General features: G+C 71.2%; 19 protein-coding genes. 9 read left to right on the top strand and 10 right to left on the bottom strand.

Annotated features, from left to right (window positions below; translation table 11 throughout):
* Nucleotides 1-414 precede the first annotated feature (414 nt).
* On the top strand, nucleotides 415-720 hold the full coding sequence (locus GWK25_RS31945) for a hypothetical protein (protein WP_215455012.1): 306 nt from the start codon (nucleotides 415-417) through the stop codon (nucleotides 718-720).
* A gap of 339 nt (nucleotides 721-1,059) precedes the next feature.
* Here the strand turns inward: GWK25_RS31945 and GWK25_RS31940 are convergent, their stop codons facing one another.
* Nucleotides 1,060-1,728 (bottom strand): maleylpyruvate isomerase N-terminal domain-containing protein, encoded by a 669-nt coding sequence (locus tag GWK25_RS31940; RefSeq protein WP_215455010.1) that lies wholly within the window; start codon nucleotides 1,726-1,728, stop codon nucleotides 1,060-1,062.
* Nucleotides 1,729-1,804: 76 nt separating this feature from the next.
* Here GWK25_RS31940 and GWK25_RS31935 point away from each other — a divergent pair, with 76 nt between their 5' ends.
* A complete protein-coding gene (locus GWK25_RS31935) occupies nucleotides 1,805-3,055 on the top strand; it encodes a hypothetical protein (RefSeq protein WP_215455009.1) in 1,251 nt (416 codons plus the stop codon).
* A 75-nt stretch (nucleotides 3,056-3,130) separates the two neighbouring features.
* Here GWK25_RS31935 and GWK25_RS31930 read toward each other — a convergent pair whose 3' ends face one another.
* Complete coding sequence (locus tag GWK25_RS31930) at nucleotides 3,131-3,997, bottom strand: LLM class F420-dependent oxidoreductase (RefSeq protein ID WP_215455007.1); 867 nt, start codon at nucleotides 3,995-3,997, stop codon at nucleotides 3,131-3,133.
* A 188-nt stretch (nucleotides 3,998-4,185) separates the two neighbouring features.
* Here GWK25_RS31930 and GWK25_RS31925 point away from each other — a divergent pair, with 188 nt between their 5' ends.
* A complete protein-coding gene (locus GWK25_RS31925; RefSeq protein WP_215455004.1) occupies nucleotides 4,186-5,688 on the top strand; it encodes a family 43 glycosylhydrolase in 1,503 nt (500 codons plus the stop codon).
* A gap of 46 nt (nucleotides 5,689-5,734) precedes the next feature.
* Nucleotides 5,735-7,183 (top strand): family 43 glycosylhydrolase, encoded by a 1,449-nt coding sequence (locus GWK25_RS31920; RefSeq protein WP_215455002.1) that lies wholly within the window; start codon nucleotides 5,735-5,737, stop codon nucleotides 7,181-7,183.
* A 5-nt stretch (nucleotides 7,184-7,188) separates the two neighbouring features.
* Here the strand turns inward: GWK25_RS31920 and GWK25_RS31915 are convergent, their stop codons facing one another.
* The 6 genes from GWK25_RS31915 to GWK25_RS31890 form a co-directional block, all read right to left on the bottom strand.
* Nucleotides 7,189-7,866, bottom strand: coding sequence for a response regulator transcription factor (locus tag GWK25_RS31915; RefSeq protein WP_215455000.1), 678 nt, complete (start codon nucleotides 7,864-7,866; stop codon nucleotides 7,189-7,191).
* 33 nt (nucleotides 7,867-7,899) lie between these two features.
* A complete protein-coding gene (locus GWK25_RS31910; RefSeq protein WP_215454997.1) occupies nucleotides 7,900-9,216 on the bottom strand; it encodes a sensor histidine kinase in 1,317 nt (438 codons plus the stop codon).
* Nucleotides 9,217-9,457: 241 nt separating this feature from the next.
* Nucleotides 9,458-11,671 (bottom strand): MMPL family transporter, encoded by a 2,214-nt coding sequence (locus tag GWK25_RS31905; RefSeq protein WP_215454995.1) that lies wholly within the window; start codon nucleotides 11,669-11,671, stop codon nucleotides 9,458-9,460.
* 189 nt (nucleotides 11,672-11,860) lie between these two features.
* Nucleotides 11,861-12,394 (bottom strand): hypothetical protein, encoded by a 534-nt coding sequence (locus GWK25_RS31900; RefSeq protein WP_215454994.1) that lies wholly within the window; start codon nucleotides 12,392-12,394, stop codon nucleotides 11,861-11,863.
* Nucleotides 12,387-12,740, bottom strand: coding sequence for a MazG-like family protein (locus tag GWK25_RS31895; RefSeq protein WP_215454991.1), 354 nt, complete (start codon nucleotides 12,738-12,740; stop codon nucleotides 12,387-12,389). The genes GWK25_RS31900 and GWK25_RS31895 overlap by 8 nt, the downstream gene beginning before the upstream one ends.
* 35 nt (nucleotides 12,741-12,775) lie before the next feature.
* The gene (locus GWK25_RS31890; RefSeq protein ID WP_215454989.1) at nucleotides 12,776-13,321 is read right to left on the bottom strand and encodes a DoxX family membrane protein; all 546 of its coding nucleotides are present in this window, start codon (nucleotides 13,319-13,321) and stop codon (nucleotides 12,776-12,778) included.
* A gap of 158 nt (nucleotides 13,322-13,479) precedes the next feature.
* Between GWK25_RS31890 and GWK25_RS31885 the strand changes: the two genes are divergently transcribed.
* Both GWK25_RS31885 and GWK25_RS31880 read left to right on the top strand, forming a co-directional pair.
* On the top strand, nucleotides 13,480-13,806 hold the full coding sequence (locus GWK25_RS31885) for a nuclear transport factor 2 family protein (protein ID WP_215454987.1): 327 nt from the start codon (nucleotides 13,480-13,482) through the stop codon (nucleotides 13,804-13,806).
* A gap of 86 nt (nucleotides 13,807-13,892) precedes the next feature.
* Nucleotides 13,893-14,900 carry an aldo/keto reductase gene (locus GWK25_RS31880; protein WP_215454985.1) on the top strand — a complete coding sequence of 336 codons (1,008 nt, stop codon included), beginning with the start codon at nucleotides 13,893-13,895 and terminating at the stop codon, nucleotides 14,898-14,900.
* A 364-nt stretch (nucleotides 14,901-15,264) separates the two neighbouring features.
* Here GWK25_RS31880 and GWK25_RS31875 read toward each other — a convergent pair whose 3' ends face one another.
* Nucleotides 15,265-16,053, bottom strand: a complete 789-nt coding sequence (locus tag GWK25_RS31875) for an SDR family oxidoreductase (protein WP_215454983.1) — start codon at nucleotides 16,051-16,053, stop codon at nucleotides 15,265-15,267.
* 159 nt (nucleotides 16,054-16,212) lie between these two features.
* Here GWK25_RS31875 and GWK25_RS31870 point away from each other — a divergent pair, with 159 nt between their 5' ends.
* Complete coding sequence (locus GWK25_RS31870; RefSeq protein WP_251829119.1) at nucleotides 16,213-17,913, top strand: alkaline phosphatase; 1,701 nt, start codon at nucleotides 16,213-16,215, stop codon at nucleotides 17,911-17,913.
* A 9-nt stretch (nucleotides 17,914-17,922) separates the two neighbouring features.
* On the opposite strand, the gene GWK25_RS31865 is transcribed toward GWK25_RS31870, so the two are convergent.
* The gene (locus tag GWK25_RS31865) at nucleotides 17,923-18,960 is read right to left on the bottom strand and encodes a Gfo/Idh/MocA family protein (protein WP_215454981.1); all 1,038 of its coding nucleotides are present in this window, start codon (nucleotides 18,958-18,960) and stop codon (nucleotides 17,923-17,925) included.
* 98 nt (nucleotides 18,961-19,058) lie between these two features.
* Between GWK25_RS31865 and GWK25_RS31860 the strand changes: the two genes are divergently transcribed.
* A complete protein-coding gene (locus GWK25_RS31860) occupies nucleotides 19,059-20,594 on the top strand; it encodes a Bcr/CflA family efflux MFS transporter (RefSeq protein ID WP_251829118.1) in 1,536 nt (511 codons plus the stop codon).
* Nucleotides 20,522-21,724 (top strand): serine hydrolase, encoded by a 1,203-nt coding sequence (locus GWK25_RS31855; RefSeq protein WP_215454978.1) that lies wholly within the window; start codon nucleotides 20,522-20,524, stop codon nucleotides 21,722-21,724. Before GWK25_RS31860 ends, GWK25_RS31855 begins: the two co-directional genes overlap by 73 nt.
* Nucleotides 21,725-21,768 lie beyond the last annotated feature (44 nt).

Here is a 21,768-nt window from a genome sequence, read left to right as displayed (position 1 = left end):
AGGGCGAGTCCGGACCGGCGCCGCCGATCTCGCCAGCAGCTCACGCTCATCCCATCACGTGAAGGGCCGGACGCCGGCTGCCGGCAACCACCGGCCGTTGCGGTGCGGTTGGGCACTAATTGTGACGTGGCCATTATCGCTTCATCATTGCAATACGGCATGAGCCTCTTGAGCGCACTCTGGGGAGTATGCCGGTGCGCGGACTGTTCCGGTGGCACTACAGATCGCAGCCTCAGGCGTGTACAGGAATGGGGCGCCAGGAATCGACTTCGACCGGGTCGTGCCGAACTCGCTCTACAGTCCGGCGACGATATGGCCCGACTCCTGGCCGTCATGCCGTCCGATCCGGGCGAGGATCAAGGCGTCGACTGGGCTGCGCTCCGAACGGCCTGGGGGCGGGTTCCCTCGGGCTGCATGGCTTTCATGTCGCACTACGGAGCCGGAGCCATCGACGACTCTTTCTCGATCCTGGTGCCGAACACGCTGGACAGGTCTGTGGGAGGCGGCATGGCGGGAGGGACACGCAATGCGGCGGGCCTGTGGGACGAGGGCTCTGGACCTGTCCTTCGAGGACTGATGCATGAAAGATGCCAGGCGGAATTGTCTCGGTTCCGTGAATTTCTGGGGGAGCCGCAGGTCAACGGAGATATCAGCCATGACTGGCGCGCTCTGGAAGCAGGTCTGGCGGAGCAGCTTCCTCAGGATCACAAGGATTCGTGACGGCTTACGGGCCGGGCTGTATCAATGATCAGCTCCACGTCTTTCATCCGCGAGCGGCAGGAGGGGACGAGGGGCTGAGGCTCGGATTGTTGTGGGAGCAGGTCTGTCAGGCATTCTTCTGCCACTTCCCGATCTCGCACCAACGGGCTGGCCATCGCCGGCATCGTCCTCGGCATCGTGGATCTGGTCATCTTCGCGGTGCTGATCGCCGTGGCCGCGTCCAACGGCGGGTTCACCTGGTACGTCGGGGGCTGACCGACGGCTGACCGTCGAGCGTCGCTCGCTCCAGGCAGGTGTACGTGGACGGCTCGGCTCAGGCCGGGCCGTCCACGGCGTTGATCAGCCGAGCACAAGGGGCAGCTTCAGCCCCAGCGGTTCCAGGTCGGCGCGCTGGCTGTCCGTCGGTCTCCGGCGGCCCGTGCCGATCAGCAGGACGTCCTCTGCGGTGAAGGACGCGGGGAACGCCGCTCCGGCGATCCGTTCCAGTGCCGTGCGGGAGTGGGCGAGGCTTTCCGGGGACGGCCCCGTCATGCCCGGCAGGTGGGCCGTCAGGTCCAGGTGGTGGAGGGTCCATTCCAGGACGTATGCCGTGAGGTAGTCCGCGACCGTGAGGGTCTGGTTCTGGGTGGTCACCCGGGCCGTGGGGTCCGCGAGTTCCGCCGCGCGGGCGGCCGCCGAACCCACGTCGTCCAGGTGGAACTTGAGGAGGGCCATGTCCTCGTACGCCGCCGCCAGGCGGACGGTCAGTGCCGCCAGGGGGTCCTCGTCCCCGACGGCCGGGGGATCGTTCGAGACCTGCCAGTAGGTCGTCGCGTCGACCGTGGTTCCGCCATCCGCGTCGGCAGGCGTCACCAGCGTGATCAGTACGTCCTGCGCGTCGATGACCAGGTGGCAGACGAGGTCCCTCACCAGCCAGCCCGCGCAGCCCGACGGCTGTTCGAAATCCTTGTCCGTGAGGTCGGCCACCGCCGCGCGCAACGCTGCCCAGGAAGAGGAGAAAAGGTCCACCCCCGCAAGGTAGTTCAAAGCATTGACCCTTCGTCGGGGGCGCGCTTTCATCGTGCTCCTGTTGAAGGGGGAACCAGTGAAAAGACCTGTGTTACGTGTGCTGGCGCATGCCGTCGGTTCTGTTCTGGTGGCTGCGGCGGCGACGTCTGTCGCGTCCGCGTCCGCCGTCGCCCAGGACGAACCGTCGACCGCCGTGCCGACCACCCAGCGGATCAGCGTGGCCCCGGACGGCGTCACCGGTGGCAACGGCCACTCCACCGACCCCGTCGTCAGCGCCGACGGGCGTGTCGTGGCCTTCATGTCCTCCGCCACCAACCTGGGGCCGACGACCGACGTGCGGAACAGTGTCTACTACCGGACCGGCCCCGGTGAGCCCCTGCAGCGCGTCGTCGTGCCGGGGGAGACGACCTCCACGCCCCAACTCTCCGAGTCCGGGCGGTACTTGACCTTCGGCTCCTACTCGACCGCCACCGCCACCTCCTCCGTCCACCTCATGGATCTGAGCACCGGGACGGTCGAGCGGCTGGCGCCCGCCGTGGGTGACGGCTATCAACTGTCGTACGGCATCGCGCCCGTCAGCGCCGACGGGCGGTACGTCGCCTTCGTCGCCCGGTACGCCGCCGAGCCGCAGGGCTCGTTCCCGTGTCGGGTCATGCTGCTGGACCGGAAGACGCAGCAGGTGCGGCGGGTCAGCCGCGAGACGGACGGCTCCAAGACCTACTACCGGTGCGAGCAGGTCGCGATCAGCGCGGACGGGCGCAAGGTCGCCTATCTGGAGGGGTACACCGGGCCCGGCAACGGCGATCAGGGCGACATCCTGGTCTACGACCGCAAGAGCGGACGTACCGTGCACGCCGACGCCACCCATGACGGAGTCCCCGCCACCACCTCGTCCGCCGCGCCCGTGCTGAGCGCCGACGGCTCCAGGGTCGGCTTCAACTCGGCGGCCGACAACCTCGTCCCGCGGGCCGACACCAACAACGGCGTGAACGCCTTCGTCCGCGACCTGCGAACCGGCACCCTCCAGCGGTACGACGGCCACGCCCCCACCGACCTCACCCTGCTGTCCGACCTGTCCCGCGACGGCTCCAAGCTCCTGCTCAACACGGCCGACGCGAACCGTGCGTCCTTCGGGCTGATCCTGCGCGATCTGTGCACCGGGGAGGAGCAGTTGCTGTCCCCGGGGCAGGACGGCAAGCCCGTCACCGTGGGGGACGCGGCGTTGAGCGGGGACGAGTCGACGGTCGTCTTCGAGTCGTACCATCCCGGACTCGTGCCCGAGGACACCAACCTCATCGGGGATGTGTTCGTCCGCACCGTGCGCTGATTCAGGGCGCAGGGCGGGGCAGCCATCCGGCGGGGGCGGTGTGTGTGCGCCGCCCCCGCCCAGGGACCACACCCCTCAGCCGGTCACCCCCACCACCTCCGCCAACCGCTCCCACTCCTTCCGCGGCAGCGCGTCGTCCTCCCGCCTGTCGAGTACTTGGAGAGCCACATGGTCCGCGCCGGCCGCGTGGAACTCGTCCACCCGTTCCCGGATTCGATCATCGTCACCCCATGCGTACACCGCGTCGATCAGGCGGTCGCTGCCCCCGTCCGCGAGGTCGGGTTCGGTGTAGCCGAGGCGGAGGAAGGTGTTCGTGTAGTTCGGGAGGGTCAGATAGAAGGCGAGGTGGGCGCGGGCGACGGACCGGGCGCGGTCCGCGTCGGGCTCCAGGATCACCTTCAGCTCGGGGGTCAGGAGCGCGCCCGAACCCAGCGCCTCGCGCGCCTCGGCCGTGTGTTCCGGGGTCACCAGGTACGGGTGTGAGCCGGCTGCCCGGTCCCGGGAGAGGCGGAGCATGCGAGGGCCCAGCGCGGCCAGCACCCGGCGGTCCGCGGGTACCCCGGCCGCGTCCAGGGCGTCCAGGTAGGCGACCATCGCGGCGTACGGGCGCCGGTACTGCTCCACGAGCTTCGCGTGGCTCACGCCCAGGCCGAGAAGGAAGCGCCCCGGGTGGACGGCCTCCAACTCCGCGAAGCGCGCGGCCGTTTCGGCGGCCTCGTGCTGCCAGATGCTCTGGATGCCGGTGGCGACCGTGATGCCGGACGTGGCCTCGACCAGGGGGACGGCGTGGTCGACCGACGTGCTGCCGCCCAGCCAGATCGCGCCGAAGCCGAGCTCCTCCAACTCGGTTGCCGCTTCGGCGACTTCACCGCGTCGAGCGGGGTCCTCCGTCCGCAGCCCGATGCTCCAGATGCCGTATCGACCCAGGTTCTGTTTCGCCATGCCATCGCCAACCCGGCATCCTTCGGGATCTATTCCGAGGGCCTCCTCGGCATCAAATCGTGTCGCATCCATTGACGCCCCTCCTGCCTCACCTTTACCTTCTGGCCGAAGTTACGCACAACGTTCGCAATGTCGAACAATTCTTCTTTCGATCCCCTCCCCGAGAGCCGCCCCCGAAGGGACTTGCCGTGTTCCGCATCCAAGTCCGTCACCGGGTGACGCTGGGGGCCGCGCTGCTGGCCCTGTTCGCGTCACTCCTCGCCGTCCAGTCGGCCCCGCCCGCCGCCGCCGCCGACGGCAAGCCGTACACCAACCCGGTGAAGTCGCAGAAGGGCGCCGACCCGTGGCTGGAGTACTACAACGGCAACTACTACCTGGTGACGACCTCGTTCACCGGTGAGCTGACCATGCGCAAGTCACCCACGCTGGCGGGGTTGAGCACCGCGCCCAGCGTGCAGGTGTGGTCGGACAGCACCTCCACCCGCAACTGGAACATGTGGGCCCCGGAGATCCACTTCTTCGGCGGCAAGTGGTACCTCTACTACTCCGCCGGGCCGCGCGCCTCCGCCTGCTGCGACGACCAGCGCACCTACGTACTGGAGAGCGCCGGGTCCGACCCGATGGGGCCGTACACCTTCAAGAACCAGCTCGCAGGGTCCAACCTCAACCCGGGCGGCTGGCTGATCGACGTCAGTGTGCTCAAGCACAACGACAAGCTGTACCTGGTCGGCAGCGGCTCGGCGGGCGGCAGCAAGCAGAGCCTCGTCATCGCGCCGCTGAGCAACCCGTACACCCTCGCGAGCCCCACCTTCACCGTCATCTCCAGCCCGACCCTGAGCTGGGAGACCCAGAGCGGTGAGGTCAACGAGGGGCCCGAGCCGCTCTACCGCAACGGGCGCACCTTTCTCATCTACTCCGCCAGCGCCTGCTGGGGCCCCGACTACAAGCTCGGACAGCTGGAACTGACCGGGGCCGACCCGCTGCTCGCCTCCTCCTGGACGAAGAAGCAGACGCCCGTCTTCCAGCGCAACGACGCGGCCGGGGTCTACGCGCCGGGCCACAACGGGTTCTTCACCTCGCCCGACGGCACCGAGAACTGGATCGTCTACCACGCCAACGACGCCGCGAGCGACGGCTGCGACAACGGCCGTACGACCCGCGCCCAGAAGTTCACCTGGAACGCCGACGGCACCCCGAACTTCGGCACCCCGGTCGCCCTCGGGACCACCATCGCCGGGCCCTCCGGTGAGACCGCGACGACCCCGACCGCGTACACCATCGTCAACCGCAACAGCGGCAAGTGCCTCGACGTCAACGGCGGCAACACGGCCGACGGAACCAACATCTTCCAGTGGACCTGCAGCGGCGGGGCCAACCAGAAGTGGCGGATCGAGGACCGCGCGGACGACACCAGCCGGCTGGTGAACGTCGCCACCGGCAAGGTCGCCGACGTCGCCGACTGCGCGACCGCCGACGGCACCGACATCCGGCAGTGGTCCTGGCTGAACAACAACTGCCAGAAGTTCCGCATGGTCTACCTCGGCGGCGACTACGTCCGGATCGTCAACGCCTCCACGGGCAAGGTCATGGACGTCGCCGACTGCGGCACCGCCAACGGCACCGACGTACGCCAGTGGTCCTGGCTCAACAACAACTGCCAGCAGTGGCGGCTCGTCCCGACGACCGCCTGATCCCCCACCTCTCCACCTCCTTGACCTCGAAGGGCCGCGTCAACACATGAGACGACTCGTCAGACGGGTTCTGGTGGCCGCCGCAGCCGCGCTCGCCGTGCTCACCACCGTGACCACCCCCGCCCAGGCCGCCGCCCCGGCGTCCCCGGCCGTCACCTTCACCAACCCGATAGCCGAGCAGCGGGCCGACCCTCACATCTACAAGCACACCGACGGCTACTACTACTTCACGGCCACCGTCCCCGCGTACGACAAGATCGTGATGCGCCGGTCCACCACCCTCCAGGGTCTCGCAACGGCCCCGGAGACCACGATCTGGACCAAGCACGCCAGCGGTGAGATGGGCGCCCACATCTGGGCGCCGGAGATCCACTTCATCGACGGCAAGTGGTACGTGTACTTCGCGGCCGGTGCCTCGAACGACATCTGGAAGATCCGGCCGTACGTCCTGGAGACCAGCGCGGCCAACCCGATCACCGGCACCTGGACCGAGAAGGGCCGGATCGCGCTGCCGCTGGACACCTTCTCGCTGGACGCCACCACCTTCACCCACAACGGCACCCGCTACCTCAGCTGGGCGCAGAACGACCCCGCGGTCGGCAGCGGCACCAACCTGTACCTGGCGAGGATGTCCAACCCCTGGACCATCAGCGGCAGTCCGGTGATGATCTCCAAGCCGGAGTACTCCTGGGAGACCGTCGGGCACCGGGTGAACGAGGGCCCGGCCGTCATCCAGCGCAACGGCAAGGTCTTCATGGCCTACTCGGCCAGCGCCACCGACGCCAACTACTGCCTGGGCCTGCTGACCGCCTCCGCGTCCGCGGATCTGATGAACCCCGCCTCCTGGGCGAAGAGTTCGGCGCCGGTCTTCAGGAGCAACGACCGGACCGGCCAGTACGGGCCCGGCCACAACACCTTCACCACGTCCGAGGACGGAAAGTCCGACATCCTCGTCTACCACGACCGCAACTACAAGGACATCAGCGGCGACCCGCTCAACGACCCCAACCGCCGTACCCGCTACCAGAAGCTGTACTGGAACGCCGACGGCACGCCCAACTTCGGCATCCCCGTCGCCGACGGCGCGACCCCGGTCCGGCTCTCCTCGTTCAACTTCCCGGACAAGTACATCCGGCACTGGGAGTACCGCGCCAAGCTGGAGAGCAACGTCACCAACCTCGCCGACTCGCAGTTCCGGATCGTCACCGGGCTGACGGGCAGTGGCACGGTCTCGCTGGAGTCGGCGAACTTCCCCGGTTACTACCTCCGCCACAAGAACAACGAGCTCTGGGTGGAGAAGGACGACGGCACAGCCCTGTTCGACGCGGACGCGTCCTTCTTCCAGCGGGCCGGCCTCGCCGACACCGCGGCCGGGGTCTCCTACGAGTCGTTCAACTTCCCCGGCCGGTACATCCGCCACTACGACAACCTGCTCCACACCCAGCCGGTCAGCACGACCCTCGACCGCCAGGACGCCACCTTCTACAAGGAGTAGACGGTTCACTCCGGCGGGGCGACCCGCACCAGGCCCGACTGGTACGCCATCACGACCAGTTGGGCCCGGTCGCGGGCGCCCAGCTTCGTCATCGCCCGGTGGACATGGGTCCGCACCGTCAGCGGGCTCACGTACAGCTTCTCGGCGATCTCGTCGTTGGAGTGGCCCTCGGCGGCCAGGGACATGACCTCCCGCTCGCGCGTGGTCAGGATGGTCAGCCGGTCGGGGGCGGCGAGGCGGTTGCCGGGGGTGGGGGTGGCGAGGAAACGTGTGATGAGGGTCCGGGTGGCGGCGGGGGAGAGCAGCGTGTCGCCGGCGGCCACCGTGCGGATGCCGTCGAGGAGCGCGTCGGCGGTGGCGTCCTTGCCGAGGAAGCCACTGGCGCCGGAGCGCAGCGCCTGGGCCACGTACTCGTCGATCTCGAACGTCGTGAGGATCAGCACACGGGTGTCGGCCAGCTCCTCGTCGGCGCAGATCACGGCGGTCGCGGTGAGCCCGTCCGTGCCGGGCATCCGGATGTCCATGAGGACCACGTCGGGGCGGTGCACCCGGACGAGGTCGACCGCCTCCCGGCCGTCGGTGGCCTCGGCGACCACCTCCAGGTCCGGGCAGGAGTCGATGAGGATCCGGAAGGTGGCCCGCAGCAGGGCCTGGTCGTCGGCGAGCAGGACACGAATGGTCATGGGCGTCGTGTTTCCTCCACTGGTCGTGAGCGGCTAGTTCCGCTGGTCAGGGGCGGGGTCCGGCACCAGGTCCGGCACCGGGGCGGCGACGCGGGAGGGGTGCGGCCGCAGCGGCAGGTCGGTGGTGACCTCGAAGCCGCCCTCGGGCCGGTGACCGGCGCTCAGACAGCCCCCGACGGACTGGGCCCGCTCCCGCATGCCGATGAGGCCGAATCCACGGCCGGGCTCGGACGTGCCCCGCGATGACGTGCCCCGCGGTGACGTGCCCCGCGGTGACGTGCCCCGCGGGCGGGGCACGCCGTCGTCGGAGACCGTGATCGTCAGATGCGTCTCCTGGTACACGAGACGGACCCGCGCCGCGTCCACGGCGGCGTGCTTGCTGACGTTGGTGAGGGCCTCCTGCACGATCCTGTACGCCGTCAGGTCCACACCGGGGTCCAGCGGCCCCGGGACGCCGTCCGTGGTGACGGTGACCGCGAGACCGGCGGACTCGCAGGCCGCCGTCAGCTCCGGGAGCTGGTGGAGCCCGGGGGTGGGCGCCAGCGGCGCCTCGGGGTCGTCGGGCCGGCGCAGCACCCCGACCGTGCCCTTCAGCTCGCGCAGCGCCGCCGACGTGGTGGCCGTCAGCTCGGTGAGGATGCGGTGGGCCTGCTCGGGGTCGGTACGGGTGAGGTGCGCGGCGGTGCCCGCCTGGGCGTTGGCGAGGGCCAGGTGATGGGCGACCACGTCGTGCAGGTCGCGGGCGATGCGCATCCGTTCCTCGGCGACCCTGAGCCGGGCCTCCTCCTCCCGGGTGCGCTCGGCGTGCTCCGCGCGGGCCTGCATCGACTTCAGATACGCCCGCCGCGCCAGCGTCCCCCGGCCGGCGGCGAGGGGCAGCAGCAGCCAGAAGAACGGGCCGATCGTCCTGAGCACCAGAGAGAGGTGCTCCATGGAGTCGGAGAACACGGCCGCGAGGGTCATCGCCGCGATGGTGGCGCAGCCGTAGACACGGGTGGTCCTGCGGTCGGTGAGCATGGCCAGCCAGTAGAGCGCCGCCATGATCGGGGCGAGCAGCAGGGGGGTGAGCAGATAGCCGAGGGCGACGGCGACCGTGGTGCAGATCGCGGTCACGACGAGGGCGGCGCGCGGGTGGGTGCGGTGCTTGAGCAGCGCGAGACAGGACACACCCATGAGGGCCACCCCGACCCCGTCCTGGTCCGGCGGCTTGGCGCCGGGCAGGGTGAGCGCGCTGCCGAGGGTGACGCAGCCCATCAGCGCGAGGGCCAGGACCAGGTCGACGAGGTGGGCGTAACGGCCGTAGAGGTCCCCCAGACGGTCCGCGGCGTGCCGTTCCAGGGCTGTGGTCATCGGGGACTCCGCGGGACGGCGCTCGTCGAGGGCTCCGCCGGGTGGTACGCGTCGGGACTCCGCAGGGCGGTCATCGGGGCTCCGGTAGGTGAGCGGGGACCATGGCAGGGACCACCTCGGTGGTCGTCGACTTCGGTGGTCGTCGACGACTTCGATGGTCGCCGACTTCGGCGGGAACGCCCCCGAGGGCCGCCCGTGTCCTTCGCCACGGACGGCCCCCGGCGGGGGTGGGGCGGTCGGATCAGGCGCGGGTCACTTCCAGCTCGGCCGTCTCGGCCGGCGCCGGATCCGCGTCGTCGGCGCGGCGGGTCAGCGCCTCACCCTCCACATCGACGTGGGGCAGCATCCGGTCCAGCCACTTCGGCAGCCACCACGCCTTGTCACCGAGCAGCGCCAGCACGGCCGGCACGATCGCCATCCGTACGACGAACGCGTCGAACAGGACCGCGGAGGCCAGCCCGAACCCGATCATCTTGATCATGGATTCGCTCTCGCCGATGAACCCGGCGAACACCGCGATCATGATCAGGGCGGCGGCCGCGACCACCCGGGCGCTGTGCCGGAAGCCACTGGTGATCGCCTCGTCGGCCCGGTCGCCGTGGACGTACGCCTCGCGCATCCGTGAGACCAGGAACACCTCGTAGTCCATGGCCAGACCGAACACGATGCCCACCAGGAAGATCGGCATCAGGCTCATGATCGGGCCGGTCTGCTCCACGCCCAGGATCTCCGCGCCGTGGCCCTGCTGGAAGACCAGGACGACCACACCGAGCGAGGCGAGCACCGACAGCAGGAAGCCGGCGGCCGCCTTGAGCGGGACCAGCAGGGAGCGGAAGACGACCAGCAGCAGGATGACGGCCAGACCGACCACGACCAGCAGATACGGGACCAGCGCGGACTGCACCTTGTCGGAGATGTCGATGTTCAGCGCGGTGGTGCCGGTGACCTCGAACGTGGCGCCCGTCTCGGACTCCAGGCCGGGCCGCTCGTCGCGGATGGTGGTGACCAGGTTCTTGGTCTTCTCGTCGGTCGGCGCGGTGGCCGGCACCGCCGAGAAGACGGCCGTGTCACCGGCCTCGTTGAACCGCGCGGGGGACACGGACACGATCCCCTCGGTGGCGCCGATCTCCTTCGCGATCGTGTCGGCCGCCCCCTTGGCGTCGTCGGTCCCCTCGGCGTCAACGACGATCGTCAGCGGCCCGTTGAAGCCGGGCCCGAAACCCTCGGCGAGCGCGTCGTAGGCCCGGCGCTCGGTGGTCGAGGTCGACTTGGCCTCGTCGCCGGGCATGCCCAGCTGGAGGTCGGTCATCGGGACGGCGAGCGCGCCGAGGCCGACGACGCCGAGGATCAGCACGGGCAGCGGACGGCGCAGCACGAACCGCGACCAGCGGGTGCCGCCGTTGTCCGCGGGGCTCTCCTCGATCCGGCCGCTCCTGCGGGCCTTGCGGGCCAGCACCGCGTTCGGCCAGCAGCCGAGGACGGCCGGTACCAGGGTCAGCGCGATCAGCACGGCCACGACGACCGCGCCCGCCGCCGCCAGCCCCATCTTGGTCAGCATCGGGATGCCGACCACGGACAGCCCGGCCAGCGCGATGACGACGGTGAGTCCGGCGAACACGACCGCCGACCCGGCCGTGCCGGTGGCGAGGGCGGTCGCCTCCTCGGGCGAACGGCCCTTGGCGCGCTCCTCGCGGTAGCGGGAGACCACGAACAGGGCGTAGTCGATGCCGACCGCGAGGCCCAGCATCATCGCGAGGGTGCCCGTCGTGGTGGACAGACCGAACGCGTCGGACAGCGCGAGGATCGCGGCCATGCTGAGGCCGACGCCCACCAGCGCGGTCAGCAGCGGCAGTCCGGCGGCGGCCAGCGACCCGAAGGTGACCAGCAGCACGACGGAGGCGATGGCGACACCGATCACCTCGGCCGCGCCGCCCGCGCCGCCCTGCTCGTCCATGGCGGTCCCGCCGGCCTCGACGGTCAGCCCGGAGTCCTGCGCCGCGTGGAGCGTGTCCTCCAGGTGGGACTTGCTGGCGTCGGTGAGGTCGTTCGCGGTGACCTTGTAGGTGACCGTCGCGTAGGCCGTGGTGCCGTCCTTGCTGACCGCCCCCGCCCGGAAGGGGTCGACGGCGCTCGCGACCTGGGAACCGTCGGCCAGATCCGCCACCGTCTCCTCGACGGCCTTCTTGTTCTCGGCGGCGGTGACCTTCTCGCCGCTCGGGGCGACGAACACGACCCGGGCGGTGGCGCCGTCCGCGGTGATCCCGGGGAAACGCTGTTCCATCAGGTCGAACGCCTTCTGGGACTCGATGCCCGGCATGGAGAACTCCTCGTCGGAGGCTCCCGGGGCCTTGAGGGCGCCGACACCTACGGCGCCCAGTACCGCCAGCCACATCACTATGACGTACCAGCGTTTGCGGAAGGCCAGCCGGCCCAGCCGATGAAGGAAGGTTGCCATGGGTCGCAGGTCTCCACGTCAGAGGTCTCGGATGTCAGCCAAGACTCCCCTCGCGGCCCCTGTCCCGTCGTCGTGCGGCTGCCGACAATCGCGGGTACTCAGAACGCAGTACGACACCGCCACCGGGTCACCCCGGGGTATGACCGGGGAACTGCCGGGTAGGACGTACCGTCGGCCCACTCGGTGCGCCTACATGGTGTGCAGGGTGTCGCGGGAGGCCCTGTTGAAGACCTTCAGCGCGTCCCAGAACGGCGTGTAGCAGGCGTCGAAGCGCGCCGCGGCACCGGTGTCGCCCTCGATCATCGCCTCGATCGCCTTGTGGAAGGGGTTCGTCGTCCGCCGGACGGCGTTGGCGAGGTCGGCGACCTCCTCGGGCCCCTCCAGCGAGACGATCCAGGTGAGGTTGCGCAGCGCGGCGTACTCGTCCCGCTGCCGCTCCCGCAGCCGCCGCAGCTCCTCCACCTGCTCCGGGCCGAGCACTCCCTCGGCGCCCCGGACCACGTCGGACACCTTCCAGTGCACGTCGTTCAGCCGCTGCGCCTGCTCGATGAACGCGGCGTACGCCGTCCGCCGCGCCTCCCGCAGCCGCTCCACGCGCTGCGCGCCCGCCGTCGTGTCCGCCTGGATGCGCGCCGCCCGCGCGGTCCCCCGGCTCGTCACCCAACTCGCCAGCACGGCCGTGCCGGCGGTGAGCGCGGCGATCCAGAACGCGTTGTCAGCCATGGCGGGGGCCCAGCGAGCGTGCGGTGACCCCGGCCAGATGGGCATCGAAGACCGCTCGGGCGTCCGGGGTCAGGGTGCGCAGCGCCACCAGAGCCGTGATGACGACGTCGCACAGCTCCGACTGGACGTCGTCCCAGGTGTGGGTGGTGCCCTTGCGCGGGTTCTGCCCGGTCGCGCCGATCACCGCCTGGGCGACCTCGCCGACCTCCTCCTGGAGCTTCAACATCCGCAGCAGCAGGCCCTCTTGGCCGCCGTACGGCTGGTCAGCCTCCAGCCAGGCGTGCAGACGGGTGACGGACCGCCAGAGGTCGTCGGGGGTGTGGGGACGCCGGGGATGCTCGCTCATGGCCGCAGCTTGTCACGCCCCTCTGACAGCCGAGGTCACTCTTCGAACAGCGCCTCCTGCTCGCCCTCCTTCTCCCTGCGTACCCGCTGGGTGCGCAGGCCCACGACCACCGCGGTGACCGCGGCCGTGCCGGCGAGCGCCACCGGGACCATCCAGCCCCGGTCGACGACATGGCGGAGCGCGTGGTCCAGGGAGAGCCGGCCGGGCCCGGCGACGGCGAGGCCCGCGGCGGCCAGGCCCAGGGTCGCGGCGTACTCGTAGCCGCCCTCGGTGTTGAAGAACCCGTTGGGCGTGTGGATCGCGGCCGCGCCGCCCATCGCGCCCGCCGCGGCGGCACCGGCCGCGGGCGTCGCGAGCCCCAGCGCGAGCAGCGCGCCGCCGCCCGTCTCGGCGAGGCCGGCGGCGGTGGCGCTCGCCTTGCCGGGCGCGTACCCGACGGACTCCATGAAGGCGCCGGTGCCCTCGATGCCGTGTCCGCCGAACCAGCCGAACAGCTTCTGCGTCCCGTGCGCGGCGAGCACACCGCCCGTGCCCAGCCGCAGGAGCAGCAGTCCCAGATCACGTCGGTCGAATGAGGTCATGAACACTCCCGGGCAGCCGGTGCGTAGGTCCCCTCCCGCGTATCCACCGTCGCACCGATCACACCCGCGCGACCCGGGCGAGCCGCCGTTCGGGTGGCCCCGGATCCGCCGTGCGCCTCCGGTGGCGCGCCCCCGGGAACGGTGTGAGGCTGGCCGCCATGACGATCGCACCCGCCAAACTCAGCGACCCGGCCGTCCGGGCCTTCGTCGCCGCGGTGAACGCCCATGACGAGGACGCCTTCTTCGCGCTCCTCACGGAGGACGCGACGATGTCGGACGACGGCTCCGACCGCGACCTCGCGGACTGGACCGACCGGGAGATCTTCTCCTCCCACGGCCACATCGAGGTCCAGCGCGAATCAGCGGGCGGCCGGGCGCTGGTCGCCAACTACCGCAACGACACCTGGGGCGAGATGCGCACCGCGTGGCGCTTCACGGTGTCGGAGGACGGGAAGATCAGCCGGTTCGAGACGGGTCAGGCGTAACATCCCGGACGGCCAGGAGGGTTGGGGCTCGTGTTCGTGGAGAGGGCTTGCGTTGGAGTGCACTCCAACTTCTAACGTCCGTGTGCATGGAGACGACTTCGCACCCGCAGCCCCACACCCGCTCCCTCGGTCGCAGCGGTATCCAGGTCAGCGCCCTCGGGTTCGGCTGCTGGGCGATCGGCGGAGAGTGGCAGGACACCGACGGGCAGCCGCTGGGCTGGGGCAAGGTCGACGACGAGGAGTCCGTACGGGCGGTCCACCGCGCCCTCGACCTCGGTGTCACCTTCTTCGACACGGCTGACACCTACGGCGCGGGCCACAGCGAGCGCGTCCTCGGCCGGGCCCTCGGCAAGCGCCGCGCGGACGTCGTCGTGGCCACCAAGTGGGGCAACCTCTTCGACGAGGCCACCCGCACCCGCACCGGCCAGGACGACACCCCGGCTCACGCCCGCCGCGCCCTCACGGCCTCCCTCGACCGCCTCGGCACCGACCATGTCGACCTGTATCAGCTGCACATCTCCGACGCCGACCCCGAGCGGGCCGCCGAACTCCGCGAGACATGTGAGGAGTTCGTGCGGGAGGGGCTGATCCGGGCGTACGCCTGGAGCACCGACGACCCGGACCGGGCGGCCGTGTTCGCCGAAGGGCCGCACTGCACGGCCGTGCAGCACCGCCTGAACATCCTCCAGGACGCGCCCGAACTCCTGGCCCTGTGCGAGGAGTTCGACCTCGCGAGCGTCAACCGCAGCCCCCTGGCCATGGGGCTGCTCACCGGCAAGCACACCGGTGGGCGTGCCCTGGAGGCCGGTGACATCCGCAGTACGCCGCCGGCCTGGCTGCCCGGCTTCAGCGCGGACGGCGGCGCGGACCCGGAGTGGCTCGGCCGGGTCGAAGCGCTGCGCGAGGTCCTCACCAGCGAGGGGCGGACGCTCGCGCAGGGTGCCCTCGCCTGGATCTGGGCCCGCAGCCCCCGGACCGTGCCCATCCCCGGCTTCCGCTCGGTCGCCCAGGCCGAGGAGAACGCGGGCGCCCTCGCGAAGGGCCCGCTCACCGCGGACCAGGTGACGGAGATCGACCGGCTCCTGGGGAGGTGAGGGCGCCGGTTGTGAGGCCGTGCGCCGGGGCGGTCGAGCCGAAGCCGACCCGGGACATCACCCGCCGCGCCTGACCGCCGCGCGCCCGGGGGCCCACGACCGGGCCCGGACATGTGTGGGCAGCCGCTCCGCGCTCCGGTGCTTACCTCGCGGTCCCACGCGAGGTCCGCCCCCTTCCGGACCGCGGAACGGCTGCCGCCTCCCCCTCGGGTTGGCCACGGAAGCCGCCGCCTCCAAGTGTGAAGCTCTCGTGGAGACGCGTCCTGAGCATATGACTGTCACGTGCTCTTATGGACCGGAGCATCAGCTTCCGTTTGTGTAGGTTGAGCCGTGGACGAGTGTCGCGGGGCCCGCGTCACCTCGCTCAGCCCCGCCCCACGTACGGCATCGCCGTCGCCATCACCGTCGCGAACTGCACATTCGCCTCCAGCGGCAGCTCCGCCATGTGCCGCACGGTCCGGGCCACGTCGGCCACGTCCATCACCGGCTCCGGGGCGAGCTGCCCGTTCGCCTGGAGGACGCCGGCCGGCATGCGCTCGGTCATGTCCGTCGCCGCGTTGCCGATGTCGATCTGGCCGACCGCGATGCCGTACGGCCGACCGTCCAGCGAGAGCGACTTGGTGAGGCCGGTCAGGGCGTGCTTGGTCGCGGTGTAGGCGACGGAGTGCGGGCGGGGGGTGTGCGCCGAGATGGAGCCGTTGTTGATGATCCGCCCGCCCCGCGGGTCCTGCTCCTTCATCTGCCGGTACGCCGCCTGCGCGCACAGGAACGCCCCGTTGAGGTTGGTGTCCACGACGTGCCGCCAGGCCGCGTAGTCCAGCTCCTCCACCGGCACCCCGCCCGGTCCGAACGTGCCCGCGTTGTTGAACAGCAGGTCCAGCCGTCCGAACCGGTCGCGCACCGCTGCGAGGAGCGCGTCCACGTCACCGGGGCGTGAGACGTCCGTACGGACGCACAGCGCCTCCGGGGACCCGCTCCGGGCGCCGGTGTCCGTCGTGGCGCCCGCCTCGGCCGCGGTCTCGGCGAGCTTGTCCTCGCGGCGGCCCGCGAGCGCCACCGACCAGCCGGTGCGCAGCAGTTCCACGGCCACGGCGCGGCCGATGCCGGAGCCCGCGCCCGTCACGATCGCGATCTTGGTTCGCATAGCGTTCATGGCCTCGCAGCGTAAAGGAGGGGGCGTGCCGGGCCGCGCAGGCGGCGTCCGGCATCCGGAACTCATTCGTCCGCCATCTGGGTGTTGTGTACGTGACAGAAGATCGTCGAACCTGGCCACTCCAATGCCGAAAGACAACTACCTTCAGACGAGGGCCAGATGACACCCACAGCCCAGAACAGCAGCCGGAACACCCGGAGCGCCCAGTACCCCCAGGGGCCGACCCTGCCCCGTTCGTCGCACGCGGCCGAACTCCGCGCGGCCGCACGCCACTTCGACCGCCGCCGCTTCCTCACCCTCACGGGAGCCGCCGCCACGCTCGCCTTCGCCACCAACCTCCCCGCAGCCGGCGTCGCGGCCGCCGCCACGCTGGACCCCGCGCAGATCGGCGAGGACCCCTTCACCCTCGGCGTGGCCTCCGGCGACCCGCTGGCCGACTCCGTGCTCCTGTGGACCCGGCTCGCCCCGGCCCCGTACCAGCCGGACGGCGGACTGCCCGCCCGACGCATCCTTGTGCAATGGGAGTTGGCACTCGATGAGAGATTCCGACGCATCGTCAGACGCGGCACCGTCACCGCCCACCCCGAGTTCCACCACACCGTCCACGTGGAGGTCGGCCACCTCGCCCCCGGGCGCGTCTACCACTACCGCTTCCGCGCCGGCGGGTGGATCAGCGAGACCGGCCGCACCCGCACCGCCCCCGGCCGCGGTCACCTGACCGGCGCCACCGGGCTCACCTTCGCGGCCGTCTCCTGCCAGCGCTACGACCAGGGCTACTACACCGCCTACCGGCACCTCGCGGAGGAGGACATCGATGTCGTCCTCCACCTGGGTGACTACCTCTACGAGTACGCCGTGAACTCCGTGGGCGGCGCCCGCAACTACACCGACCGCGTCCTGCCCGACGTCTTCAACCACGAGACGGTCACCCTGGAGGACTACCGGCTGCGGTACGCCCTGCACAAGACCGACCCCGACCAGCGGGCCGCCCACGCGGCGCACCCCTTCGTCGTCACCTGGGACGACCACGAGACCGAGAACAACTACGCCGGCGAGCACCCCGACGGTGGCGAGCCCTCCGAGGAGTTCCTGCTGCGCCGTGCCGCCGCCTACCGCGCGTACTGGGAGAACCAGCCGCTGCGCCGCCCCCAGCGCCCCGACGGGCCCGACATGCGGCTCTACCGCCGCTTCCGGTGGGGCCGCCTCGCCCAGTTCGACATACTCGACACCCGCCAGTACCGCTCCAACCAGGCGCAGGGCGACGGCTGGCAGATCCCCGGCCCGGAGTCCGCCGATCCCGCGCGCACCATGACGGGCGCCACCCAGGAGCGCTGGCTCCTGGACGGCTGGGACCGGTCCGACGCCGTCTGGAACGTCGTCCCGCAGCAGGTCACCTTCTCCCAGCGCCGCAACGCCGTGGGCGACGTCTACCGGGTGGCGATGGACGCCTGGGACGGCTACCGGGCCTCCCGCGAACGCCTCCTCGCCGGCGCGGAGGCCGCCGGCGTCGAGAACCTGATGGTCCTCACCGGTGACGTCCACGTCGGCTACGCCTTCGACATCAAGCGCGACTTCGACGACCGCTCGTCCCGCACCGTCGGCACGGAACTCGTCGCCACCTCGATCAGCAGCGGCGGCAACGGCACCGACAAGCCCGCGAACTGGGACACCTACATGACCGCCAACCCCCACATGCGCTTCTACCACGGCCGACGGGGCTACCTCACGGTCGCCCTCGACCGCGAGGCCGCCCGCGCCGACTTCAAGGCCGTGCCCTACGTGACGACGCCGGGGGCCGGGATCTCGACGGTGGCGTCCTTCGCGGTGGAGGCGGGCACGCCGGGGCTCACGCCGGTGTAGCCGCGGGGCTCACGCCGGTGTAGTGACGAGCGCGTCGCCCCGGCGGTCGTCCTCGCCGGGATAGCGCACCCCGATACGGTCGCGGATCGCGTCCAGGGTGCGCATCACGGCGAGGGTGCCGTCGAGGGGGACGAGCGGGGACTCGGTCTCGCCGGCCCGCAGGGCCCGCATGACCTCCCGGGCCTCGTGCCGGAAGCTGTTGCGGGGACCGTCGGCCGGGTCCGCCGCGAAGGTCTGCGGGTCGCGTCCTTCGCGGTGCAGGACGAAACGGTCCGCGAAGAAGAAGCCGTCCGGGACGTCGATCCGGCCCTCGGAGCCGGTGACCGACGCGCTGGTGGCGGTGCCGCCGACGATGGAGCAGTGCACCGAGGCAAGGGCGCCGTTCTCCCAGGAGAGCAGGGCGCCCGTCTGGAGATCGATGCCGTCCTCGGAGAGCACGGCCTTCGCCATGATCTCCGAGGGTTCGCCGAGCAGCAGGTGCGCGAAGGACACCGGGTACACACCCAGGTCGAGCAGCGCGCCCCCGCCCTGCGCCGGGTCCCGCAGCCGGTGCGACGACGCGAGGGGTCCGAGGATGCCGAAGTCGGCGTGCACGGTCCGTACCTCACCGATCGCGCCGTCCCGCACCATCGCCGCGAGCCGGCGCACCACCGGGTTGCAGTACGTCCACATGGCCTCCATCAGGAACCGCCCGCGCTCCCGCGCCAGCGCGACCAGTTCCTCCGCCTCGCGCACGTTCAGTGTGAACGGCTTCTCGCACAGCACGTTCCGCCCGGCCTCCAGGCACATCCCGGCGGCCGTGCGGTGTGCCGAGTGCGGTGTGGCGACGTACACCACGTCCACATCCGTGTCCTCGGCGAGCGCGCGCCAGTCGCCGTACGCCCGGGGTATCCCGAACCGTTCCGCGAAGGCCTTCGCGGAATCCTCGCTGCGTGAGGCCACCGCCACGACCTCGGCGTCCGGCAGGTCGACGAGGTCGGCCGTGAAGGCCGCGGCGATCCCTCCGGTAGCCAGGATTCCCCACCGCACACGTCCGTCGTTCGACATCGCCACCCCTGTCCTCGGCCCCGGGACGGGATGTGACCCCGCCCACGTCGTACGAGCTGAGAGCATAGGTGGCGGAGCGAACGCAGAGGGAGGGGCACATGCCCGAGGGGCACATACCGGGCTCGGCACGGGCCGAGTCGAACACGGCGGCGCCGACGGACGAGCCCGCGGGACCGGGCACGGGGACGGGGACGGAACAGCGGGCGGGACGCCCGGGACCGGCAGAACGACCGGGACCGGCGGGACGGCCGGGGTCACCAGGGCGGCCCGGCTCGCCGGAACAGCCGCAGCCACAGCGCCAGTCGCACCCGAGGCCACACTCGCAGTCGCAGTCGCAGTCGCAGCCGAAGCCGAGCCCCACCGGTCCGGCCTCCACCGGCCTCCGCCGCACCGGTCTCCTCGTCACCCTCATCCTCGGCGGGCTCACCGCCACCCCGCCCCTCGCGATGGACATGTACCTCCCGGCCCTGCCGGAGGTCACCACCTCCCTGCACGCCCCCGCCACCACCGTCCAGCTCACCCTCACCGCCTGCCTCGCCGGCATGGCGCTCGGCCAGCTGCTCATCGGCCCGATGAGCGACCGCTGGGGCCGCAGGCGCCCCCTCCTGCTCGGCCTCGCCGTCTACATCGTCGCCACCGCGCTCTGCGCCCTCGCCCCCACCATCGAGACCCTCATCGCCTTCCGCCTGGTGCAGGGCCTCGCCGGCTCCGCCGGGATCGTGATCGCGCGCGCGGTCGTCCGCGACCTGTACGACGGCGACGCCATGGCCCGGTTCTTCTCGACGCTGATGCTCATCTCCGGAGTGGCCCCGGTCATCGCCCCGCTGATCGGCGGTCAGGTCCTCCGCGTCACCGACTGGCGGGGCGTCTTCGTCGTCCTCACCGCCATCGGCATCGCCCTGCTCGCGATCGTCTGGGCGAAGCTCCCCGAGACACTCACCCCCGCCGAACGCCACGGCGGCGGCATCGGCGAGACCCTGCACGCCATGCGCGGCCTGCTCACCGACCGGGTCTTCATGGGCTACACGCTCGCCGGCGGCTTCGCCTTCGCCGCCCTCTTCGCCTACATCAGCGCCTCCCCGTTCGTGATCCAGGAGATCTACGGCGCCTCACCGCAGACCTTCAGCCTGCTCTTCGGCGTCAACTCCGTCGGCCTGGTCGTCGTCGGCCAGATCAACGGCAAGATCCTGGTCGGCCGGGTCAGCCTGGACAAGGTGTTCGCGGTGGGCCTGACCGTCGTCGCCGTCTCCGCGACCGCGCTGCTGCTGATGTCGCTGGGCGTCTTCGGCGAGGTCGGCCTCGCGCCCACGGCGGCGGCCCTGTTCGTGCTGATGTCCGCGATGGGCGTCACCCTGCCCAACACCCAGGCCCTCGCCCTGATGCGGGTACGCCACGCCGCGGGTTCCGCGTCGGCCCTGCTGGGTACCTCGTCCTTCCTGATCGGCGCGATAGCGTCCCCCCTGGTCGGCGTCGCCGGCGAGGACACGGCCGTCCCCATGGCCGTCGTCCAGGTGGCCGCGGCACTGGTGGCCGCGGTCTGCTTCGTGACACTGTGCCGTCCTTGGAACAGGCGTACGACGGTGGGTGCTTCGAAGGACACGACGGCTTCGACGGTGGAGGGAGCGGAGAGCTGAGCGCGCCGAGACTGCGCACGGACACCCCGCAACGGGCCGGACTCGACCCGGAGGAACTGCGCCATCTCACGCGAGAGGTGCGCGCGCTGACGGAGGGCGACAGGCCCCGGGCCCCCGCCGCCGTCGTCCTCGCCGGACGCGGCCCCGTCGTGGCCGTCGAGGAGGCCGCCGGCTGGGCCGTCCGCTACGAGGCCTACGACGAGCGCGCCGACGCCGGAGTGGAGCTGCCTCCCGGCTCCCGGGTCCCGGCGCGGCCGGACACCCCCTTCGACCTGGCCTCCCTCACCAAGCTCTTCACGGCCGTGGCCGCCGTCCAACAGCTGGAGCGCGGCACCCTCGGCATCGACGCGAAGGTGGCGGCGTACCTCCCCGACTTCACGGGCGCCGCCGCGCACGGCCTCACCGTCCGCCACCTCCTCACCCACACCTCCGGGCTGCGCCCCGAACTCCCGCTGTACGACTGCCCGTCACCGGCCGCCCGCCTGTCGATGCTCCGCGCGGAGGCACCGACGGCGGCCCCCGGCACGACCCACGTCTACTCCGACCTGAACCTCCTGCTCCTCCAGCACGTCCTGGAACGCCTCACCGGCCGGACCCTCGACGTGCTGATCCGCGACGGCATCACCCGCCCCCTGGGCATGGCGTCGACGACCTTCGGCCCCTGCCCGGCCGCCGCGGCGACGGAGGACCAGCGCCTGCCCTGGGCGAAGGCGGAGCGGGGCATGATCCGCGGCCGGGTGCACGACGAGAACGCCTGGTCCCTCGGCGGGGTCGCCGGTCACGCGGGTCTCTTCTCCACCGCCCGTGACCTCGCCGTCTTCTGCCGCACCCTGCTCGCGGGCGGCTCCTACGGCCCCGCCCGCATACTCGGCCCCGACTTCGTCGAGCTGATGCTGACCCCACCGGGCCTCGGGTTCGCCCTCGACCAGCCCTGGTTCATGGGCGAGCTGGCGGGCAGGGGAGCGGCGGGCCACACCGGCTTCACGGGCACGTCCCTGGTCCTGGACCGGGCGACGGACACCTTCCTCATCCTCCTCACCAACGCGGTCCACCCCCGCCGCCGGGACCCGATCAACCGGGCACGGGCGTCAGCGGGCACCCGACTGGCCCGGGCGGTACGGGGGATGTGACGGGACGGCGGCTGGGGAGTGCCCGGGGTCCGTGCGGGTGGCCG

The sequence above is a fragment of the Streptomyces sp. ATCC 21386 genome, from assembly GCF_018728545.1.
Classification (GTDB): Bacteria; Actinomycetota; Actinomycetes; order Streptomycetales; family Streptomycetaceae; genus Streptomyces.
The sequence above is the reverse complement of the archived record's forward strand: the minus strand, read 5'-3'. Positions and strand labels throughout refer to the sequence as shown.